At 55.5% G+C, this 7,950-nt stretch carries 10 protein-coding genes; 7 read left to right on the top strand and 3 right to left on the bottom strand.

Annotation, left to right across the window (positions count from 1 at the left end; all coding sequences use genetic code 11):
* The coding region (locus AC2FNB_RS14075; RefSeq protein ID WP_496747294.1) for a YceI family protein at positions 1–806 on the top strand (806 nt) is incomplete at its 5' end.
* Positions 807–885: 79 nt separating this feature from the next.
* On the opposite strand, the gene AC2FNB_RS14070 is transcribed toward AC2FNB_RS14075, so the two are convergent.
* Together AC2FNB_RS14070 and AC2FNB_RS14065 are read right to left on the bottom strand one after the other, a co-directional pair.
* The gene (locus AC2FNB_RS14070; protein WP_480748282.1) at positions 886–1,458 is read right to left on the bottom strand and encodes a YceI family protein; all 573 of its coding nucleotides are present in this window, start codon (positions 1,456–1,458) and stop codon (positions 886–888) included.
* A gap of 127 nt (positions 1,459–1,585) precedes the next feature.
* The gene (locus tag AC2FNB_RS14065) at positions 1,586–2,104 is read right to left on the bottom strand and encodes a hypothetical protein (RefSeq protein WP_480748281.1); all 519 of its coding nucleotides are present in this window, start codon (positions 2,102–2,104) and stop codon (positions 1,586–1,588) included.
* A 272-nt stretch (positions 2,105–2,376) separates the two neighbouring features.
* Here AC2FNB_RS14065 and rpsF point away from each other — a divergent pair, with 272 nt between their 5' ends.
* The 6 genes from rpsF (at position 2,377) to AC2FNB_RS14035 (ending at position 6,194) form a co-directional block, all read left to right on the top strand.
* On the top strand, positions 2,377–2,730 hold the full coding sequence (gene rpsF, locus AC2FNB_RS14060; protein ID WP_480748280.1) for a 30S ribosomal protein S6: 354 nt from the start codon (positions 2,377–2,379) through the stop codon (positions 2,728–2,730).
* A 28-nt stretch (positions 2,731–2,758) separates the two neighbouring features.
* Positions 2,759–2,986, top strand: a complete 228-nt coding sequence (rpsR, locus tag AC2FNB_RS14055) for a 30S ribosomal protein S18 (RefSeq protein ID WP_005608650.1) — start codon at positions 2,759–2,761, stop codon at positions 2,984–2,986.
* 13 nt (positions 2,987–2,999) lie between these two features.
* The gene (gene rplI, locus AC2FNB_RS14050; protein WP_480748279.1) at positions 3,000–3,611 is read left to right on the top strand and encodes a 50S ribosomal protein L9; all 612 of its coding nucleotides are present in this window, start codon (positions 3,000–3,002) and stop codon (positions 3,609–3,611) included.
* A gap of 162 nt (positions 3,612–3,773) precedes the next feature.
* Positions 3,774–4,265 carry a transglycosylase SLT domain-containing protein gene (locus AC2FNB_RS14045; protein WP_496747290.1) on the top strand — a complete coding sequence of 164 codons (492 nt, stop codon included), beginning with the start codon at positions 3,774–3,776 and terminating at the stop codon, positions 4,263–4,265.
* A 268-nt stretch (positions 4,266–4,533) separates the two neighbouring features.
* On the top strand, positions 4,534–5,235 hold the full coding sequence (locus tag AC2FNB_RS14040; protein WP_480748277.1) for a helix-turn-helix transcriptional regulator: 702 nt from the start codon (positions 4,534–4,536) through the stop codon (positions 5,233–5,235).
* 95 nt (positions 5,236–5,330) lie between these two features.
* Positions 5,331–6,194 carry an acyl-homoserine-lactone synthase gene (locus tag AC2FNB_RS14035; protein ID WP_496747288.1) on the top strand — a complete coding sequence of 288 codons (864 nt, stop codon included), beginning with the start codon at positions 5,331–5,333 and terminating at the stop codon, positions 6,192–6,194.
* A gap of 385 nt (positions 6,195–6,579) precedes the next feature.
* Here AC2FNB_RS14035 and tig read toward each other — a convergent pair whose 3' ends face one another.
* On the bottom strand, positions 6,580–7,911 hold the full coding sequence (tig, locus tag AC2FNB_RS14030) for a trigger factor (protein WP_496747285.1): 1,332 nt from the start codon (positions 7,909–7,911) through the stop codon (positions 6,580–6,582).
* Between the last annotated feature and the right edge of the window lie 39 nt (positions 7,912–7,950).

Raw genomic sequence — 7,950 nt, 5'->3', positions numbered from 1 at the left:
GGCAAAACCTGCCATTTGTGCCCAAATCCGAATGGCTTTCCAGCTTGACTGACCGGCTGCATTGGATATTTCAGTGGGTTCTGGTTGTTGCCGTGGGGCTGCATGTGCTTGGCGCTTTCAAGCACCACGTGATCGACCGGGACGGCACATTGCGGCGCATGTTGCCCGGTCGGCCCATCGCCCCCGAACCGCCACAACAATCGCACAGCCTGCTGCCTGCCGCTACTGCTGTAGTCCTTTGGGCGACCGCACTGGGATATGGCGTCTGGAGTGGTGGTCAAGCCGCTGAACCGACGCCCGCCTCGAACCTCGCCCAGGTGCAATCGGACTGGCAGGTCGAAAGCGGGACACTCGGGTTCACGATCACACAGATGGGAAATGCCATCAAAGGCGGGTTCGCCGACTGGAACGCATCCATCACATTTGAAGATCCGGCGCAGTCTGGCCCGGCGGGGACCGTCAACGTGACGGTCTCGATCGCGTCCGTGACCATCGGTTCGGTTACCGACCAGGCAAAAGGCCCCGATTTCTTTGACGCCGCCAACTTCCCGACCGCGACATTCCAAGCCGAATTGTTCAAGACAGAGACTGGCTATGAGGCGCGCGGACCTCTGACAATCCGTGACCAGACTCACGACGTAGTATTGCCGTTCACACTTGATCTAAAGGGCGACCAGGCGACCATGTCCGGGAAACTGGCGCTTGACCGCATGCAGTACGGGGTCGGTTCGAACATCAAAGATGAAGCGTCCCTGAAATTCGAGGTTGATGTAGACATTGAATTGACCGCACACCGTTCGCAGTGACAACACGGCTGAGCCAAGATTGGTTACCTAAAAAACGGAGGCCATGCAGGCCGCCGTTTTTTTTGGAAAGGGTAGATCCTTACTCGACCTTCTGCGCCTCGACCGAAATTTTGATCTCGACTTCATCGCTCACGTAGGGCGCGAACATACCCAGGTTGAAATCCGAGCGCACAACTGTTGTGGTTGCATCGAACCCGGCCCAGGGCTTGCCAGCCACCGGATGCTCACCCAGCTGGTTCAGCGTGGCATCCAGTTCGACCGGTTTGGTGACCCCGTTCATAGTCAGCTCGCCCACAATCTTGGCCGAATTCTCGCCAGTGATTTCAATCCCTGTCGAGTTGAAGGCAATCATGTCACCCTCCTTGGCGCCAAAGAAATCGCCCGACATGAAATGTTCTTCGCGTTTTTCCCATCCAGTAAACATGGACAGGACCGGCATCGAGACCGAAACACTTGATGTTGCGGGGTTTTCGGGGTCGAACAAGATCTCGCCCTCGAACCCCGAGAACATGCCGGTCGTGGTCGAGAACCCCAGGTGGTTGTAAGTGAAAACCACTTGGCTGTGGCTTGCATCCAGAACATATTTGTCGGCAGTCGCCAGCGCCGATGTCGCGGTCAACGCCAAGACGGCGGCAAGAAGGGTCGTTTTCATAAAGTCTGCTCCACGTTAAGACGATGCGACCAATCGGGCCGCCCATCAAACGAAAATGTGCCGCCCCAGGGCGGCACACAATCTTCGAATTTTCACAGAACCTGTTAGAGAATGAACAGAGGCAGACTCACGCAGCGATTGCAATGGATCCGCTCAACTGTCCCTTGAGCGCATTCGCGACTTCTTTCGACGCCAATGGAAGTTTCATCAAAAGGCTACCATCGAGATCGAACAACTCCACCTGCTTGTCCGAAAAGCGGGCGCCGCCCAGTGTTTCATAACCGCGACGCAGCACGGTGTGCGGACGGCCGTTTTCGTTTTTCTGCAGAACCCGCACTTCGCGACGGATCGGATCGAAATATGCGTCGGGGCGATCGTTCACATGCTTCAGGGTCAGCAAGGCTGTTCCCATTGCCAGAACCAGCATCGATGGAACCGCCTTGAAGGGCAACATGTCGGCATCGAAAGTCGAACCCGGCATAAACCAAAGGGCTAGAACACTGACGATCATCAGCAAACCGATCGCCTTGAGCAGCACAATGCGCGCAGGCCAGTTCGGAGCGAATGTGATCTTGACCGGCACGGCTTTGTCAAAGGCCGACACGGTCATCGGCTGCGAGAATGTGTTGGTCTGGGTCGCGGTCATCGGTCTCAAGGTCCTTACAATGCGGTTACTCTTATGCGGTTCAACTCGCGGTAGTCAGAATTTCGACTGAAAAAGCGTCAGCAATTGGGCGCACGCAGGGTATTTGGGCGGCGGGGTGGTGACATTATTCGGGACTTGTCCCTGACGCTCAAACGTGTATATGGGGCCATCCTTTCGCAGTGATTTGTGAACCGCGCAGCCTCTCGTGGCAGGGTCGCGAAAGGGAAATGGCCCCGCCTATGAAATGCGCCTTGATATAAACAGGAGCACACATGCCGTTCTATGAGCATGTCATGATTGCGCGTCAGGACCTTTCCAACGCGCAGGCGGAAAGCCTCGTCGAACATTTCGGCACCGTCCTCGCGGACAACGGCGGCAAGATCGTCGACAGCGAGTACTGGGGCGTCAAGACGATGGCCTACAAGATCAACAAGAACCGCAAGGGGCACTATGCCTTCCTCAAGACCGATGCCCCCGCTGGAGCGGTCCAGGAAATGGAGCGCCTGATGCGCCTTCATGACGACGTCATGCGCGTTCTGACCATCAAGGTCGACGGTCACGAAGACGGCCCGTCGGTTCAGATGCAGAAGCGCGACGAACGCGGCGATCGCCGCGAACGCCGTTGATCAACGCCTGAGGAAAGGACATAAAACCATGGCCGCAAAACCGTTTTTCCGCCGCCGCAAGGTCTGCCCGTTCTCGGGTGAGAACGCGCCCAAGATCGACTACAAGGACACCCGTCTGCTTCAGCGCTACATTTCCGAGCGCGGCAAGATCGTCCCGTCCCGCATCACCGCCGTTTCGGCCAAGAAGCAGCGTGAACTGGCTCGCGCCATCAAGCGCGCCCGCTTCCTCGCCCTGCTGCCCTACGCCGTGAAGTAAGGAGAACAGGATCATGCAAGTTATCCTTCTCGAACGCGTTGCGAAACTGGGCCAGATGGGCGACGTCGTTGACGTCAAGCCCGGCTTTGCCCGCAACTTCCTGCTGCCGCAAGGCAAGGCGCTGACCGCGTCCGAAGCAAACGTTGCTTCTTTCGAATCCCAGAAAGCGCAACTGGAAGCCCGCAACCTTGAAACAAAGAAAGAAGCCGAAACGCTGGCTGAAAAGCTCGACGGCCAGCAGTTCGTCGTGATTCGCTCCGCATCGGATGCCGGTGCGCTTTATGGCTCTGTTACGCCGCGTGACGCGGCGGACGCTGCCACCGAAGCAGGTTTCTCGCTGGACAAGAAACAGGTTGCCCTGGTCGCTCCGATCAAGGAGCTGGGTCTTCACACCGTCGCGGTCATCCTGCACCCGGAGGTTGAAGTGGCAATCAAGCTCAACGTAGCGCGTTCGGCTGAAGAGGCCGAATTGCAGGCTTCGGGCAAGTCGATTCAGGAATTGGCCGCTGAGGAAGAGGCTGCCGCCGAATTCGAGATCTCGGAATTGTTCGACGACATCGGCTCGGCCGCATCCGAGGATGAAGGTCTTTCCGCCGACGAAGAAACTTCTTCCGACGCTTCCTGAGACTGAACTCAAAAAACCTGAGGGCCGCGCATTTATGCGCGGCTTTTCTTTTTCTATATCGGCGGAAAAAGGACGACGTCGGCGGGAAACAGCACACAAACTCACAGAGGTTTGCAGCGACAAAGTCCTCCGCTTATACGGATTCCGATACGGAGGTGCCCGATGACAAACCTGACACGCCGGACAATCCTGTTTGCGTTATGCTCAACTGCATTAACTGCCTGTTCCGGTTCAGATGATCGGCTGAGCACCCGAAACCAGCAATCAAACCCTCCGCTTTATCCGAACGAAACGCCGGAATTACGGGGCCTGATCAATAAATGGGCCGACCATTACGAATTGCCGCGCGAGTTGGTCCACAAGCTTGCGATCCGCGAAAGCACCCACCGTCCTTGGGCGGTCAACAGGCCCTATTACGGCTTGCTGCAAATCTATCCGGCCACGGCCCGTACGATGGGCTATCAGGGGCCGCCAAACGGGCTTTTGGATGCCGATACAAACTTGAAGTATGCGGGAAAATACCTGCGTGGCGCCTGGCTGTTGGCAGATGGCGATCAACACCGGGCAATACAGCTTTATGCCAAAGGCTACTACTATGAGGCGAAAAGGCGTGGGATGTTGGTGGAAACAGGGTTGGCCAAACCAAATACATGAAGGGGTGTCGCATAAGGCATTCAAGAAATTGACTTGGTGCGACCAGCCTAACTGACTATTTGGACTCCTTAAGTCTATTGGTATTAGGTGTTTCGGGACACTCCTGTCACAAAATGGACAAAGTGTTGCCGATCAAGCGCGCTTAATTCCTGATTATGATCAACGTACTTGTCTATATGACGCCATTTGACGCAACGTGCGGGCGTGGATATGGTAATAGCCGCAACTTGAACGGACAGATGCACCGTCCGCAGCCGAGGTGTGCAAGGTGAAGTTAATTGACTTAGCAGCGGTCGATCAAAAAGAAACGACCGCAAGTGAAATCATAGACTCCGTCTGTGATTTGCTTGGTTTTGACTTTGCCTCTTATGCGACCATGAATCCGATTCATGGTGATGTTCAGGGGTACGCAAACTATCCCGAAGAATGGAAGCATCACTATGCCCGGCAAGGCTTTCACCATTTGGATCCCACACTCTATCAAGCGGCATTGAGCGTGGCTCCCGTTGATTGGGGGCGTTTCAATCACGACGACAAATTCAACACGGTATTTCGCGACGCGAGTGATTTCGGCATTACAGATCGCGGCCTGACTGTTCCAATCCGCGGCCCCTATGGCGAATGCGGTTTGCTCAGCGTGACGCGCGACTGTTCTGACAGAGAGTGGGAATCCCAGATCAAGGATGTCATGGGAGAGCTGCAGATGGCCGCCGTACATATTCATGACACTGTGATGCGTTCGGGACTTCTGGCAAAGGCACTGTACCTGCCACCGCTGTCATCGCGGGAGAAGGAAATCCTGCAATGGGTCGCCGAGGGCAAATCCCAGCAAGATATCGGTGATATTCTCAGCATCTCGCACCGAACGGTCGAGGTTCACATGCGTTCGGGCCGGGACAAACTTGGTGCGTTGACCACTGCGCAGGCTGTCGGGCGCGCGATAAGTCTGGGCTTAATCTACCCCGGGTAAAAAAAAAGAAATCTACGGGAATCCCCCAATAGATTTCATAGTCAAGTCTCTCTTAACCTAATTGTTACGGACAATAGAGATTAGAGGGGGATGACATGATCATTGTCATTGATGGGCTGAACGCACCAAAGTTCAGCTGTGTTTTGGACGAAATGTTCAAATTGCGCGCTCGCGTCTTCCAGGATCGCCTGGGTTGGGACGTGAAAGTCGAAGATGGGAAAGAGCGGGATAAGTTCGACAACCTGCATCCTGCACATGTTGTAAGCATCAACGATGATGGGGAAGTCGTTGGATGTATGAGATTGCTTCAAACGACCGGGCCACACATGCTGGCGGACGTCTTCAACGACATCCTTGATGGTGAGCCGCCCCTGCGAAGCGCGCAAATCTGGGAAGCGACCCGCTTTTGCGTCGACACCAACAAGTTGGGTCATGGACGTGGCAAGAATACTATTTCATATGTCACGAGCGAAGTTATGATCGGGTCTTTTGAATACGCACAAAAAGCAGGCGTTCTGGACGCTGTCGCTGTGATCGATCCGGTTATCAACCGCGTCCTAAAGCGATCCGGGAATGCTCCATGCGACTATCTCGGAACACCGAAACCAATGGGAAAAGTCACGGCTATGGCCGCCTTGATGGACTGCTCCGACGAACGGATCAACAGCATTAGGGAGTATGCTGGTATAGACCACGACGTCTTCCTAGAAGAAGAAGAGGCACTTACCCTGTTCCATGGTGCAACATCGAAAGATGTTACCAAACAGCATCCGGCGAACCGTGATCACCAACCGCTCAGCGTTCTGGAAAGGTATTTCGTCGAACAAATGAACTCGGCCCGAACCGAAAGTGAAGTCCAGGCAGTGCTCAAGCTCATTGAGGAGCTTTCGGACAAGTTCACACCGGCGCAGAAGGAGGCGCTGCGACGAACACCCCGTGCTTTTGCTCAAAAGGCCTGACCCCCTCACCTTTTGAGACAGAAAGCCACTCAGGCGGAGCTGCCTTCTATACCCGGCGGCTCCGTCCCAAACCCCCCGTGCTTTTGTTGGCAAGACCTGACCCCCTCATCTTGCATATCAGAAGCCACCCAAGCGGAACCGTCGAATTACCGGCGGTTCCGCCCAAATTCCCCGGTGCTTTTGCCTGTGAGGCTCCCCCCTCGCCTCGCGGGATCAGAAGCCACTCATGCGGAGCCGTCTGTTTTTCGACGGCTCCGCCCAATTTCCCCGCGCTTCCGCGAACGAGGACCGACCCCCTCACCTCGGCCTGCGGAAGCTAAAAAAACGGAGCTGCCAGTTTCCCGGCAGCTCCGTTTTTTAGTTTTCACGAGTGCCCAGAAGAGGATTATTCCTCTTCCAGCGCCTCTACGGCCTTTTGCAGATCGTCCTTGCTGACTTCCTTGTCGCTGACGTTGGCCAGTTCAAAGACATAGTCCACAACTTTATCTTCAAAGATTGGCGCGCGCAGCTGTTGTTGCATCTGGGCGTTTTTCTGGATGAATTCAAAGAATTGGCGCTCCTGGCCCGGATATTGGCGCGCCTGCTGCATAATCGCCTGGGTCATTTCGGCGTCGGTCACCTCGACCTCGGCCTTCTGTCCCAAATCCGCCAGCAACAGGCCCAGACGTACGCGACGCTCAGCCAGCTTCACATGTTCGTCGGTTGCTTCAATCTCACCGTGGTTGTGGTCGTGCACATCGGGGTTTTCTTCGTGCCACAACTGATGAGCGATCTGCTTGGCTTCTGAATCGACCAGTGAAGGCGGCAGATCGAAAGAGACGACATCGTCCAGTGCATCCAGCAGGCCGCGCTTCATCACTGCGCGGGCAGCACCAGCATATTCTGCCTCCAGACGTTCCGCGATCTGACCTTTGAGGGCAACCAGATCCTCGGCGCCGAATTTCTTGGCCAGTTCGTCATCAATCTCCGCGGCTACCGGTTCTTTCACCTCTTTGATCGTGCAGGTGAATACCGCTTCTTTTCCAGCCAGGTGCTCGGCGCCGTATTCTTCGGGGAAGGTGACGTTGACGTCTTTTTCCTCTTCGGCCTTCACGCCAACCAGCTGTTCTTCGAAACCGGGAATAAAGCTGTTGGAACCGAGAACCAACGGGTAATCCTCGGCCGAGCCGCCTTCGAATGCCTCGCCATCAACCTTGCCCACGAAATCGATGACAACCTGATCACCGTCCTTGGCTTTGGAGCCCTTGCGGCGTGATTTGAAGTTCTGTGCGGTTTCCGCCAGGTTGGCCAGCGCCTCGTCAATTGCCGTATCGTCCGCCTTGACCACCAGCTTTTCCAGCGCAATCGACTTCAAATCGACTTCGGGGATATTCGGAAGCGCTTCATAGGACATTTCGACATGAACGTCATCGCCTTCTTTCCAGTCCTCGTTGGTCATCTTGACCTCTGGCTGCAGCGCGGGGCGGTCACCGCTGTCCTCAAAATGCTTGTTCATCGCGCCGTCAATGGTTTCCTGCATCGCTTCGCCCAGCAGACGCTGGCCGAACTGCTTTTTCAGCAGCGCCATCGGCACCTTACCCTTGCGGAAGCCCTTCATCTCGATTTCCGGCTGCGCTTCTGTCAGCTTTTCGTTGACCTTATCGTCCAGCTCGGAAGCGGTGACGACGATGTTGTAGCCGCGTTTCAGACCTTCGTTCAGCGTCTCGGTAACCTGCATTATGGTAGTCCCCATAGGATTCGGGGCGCACGAAACCGC

Source organism: Ruegeria sp. BHSB058, assembly GCF_059613285.1.
This window is presented reverse-complemented; position numbering and strand designations above follow the sequence as displayed.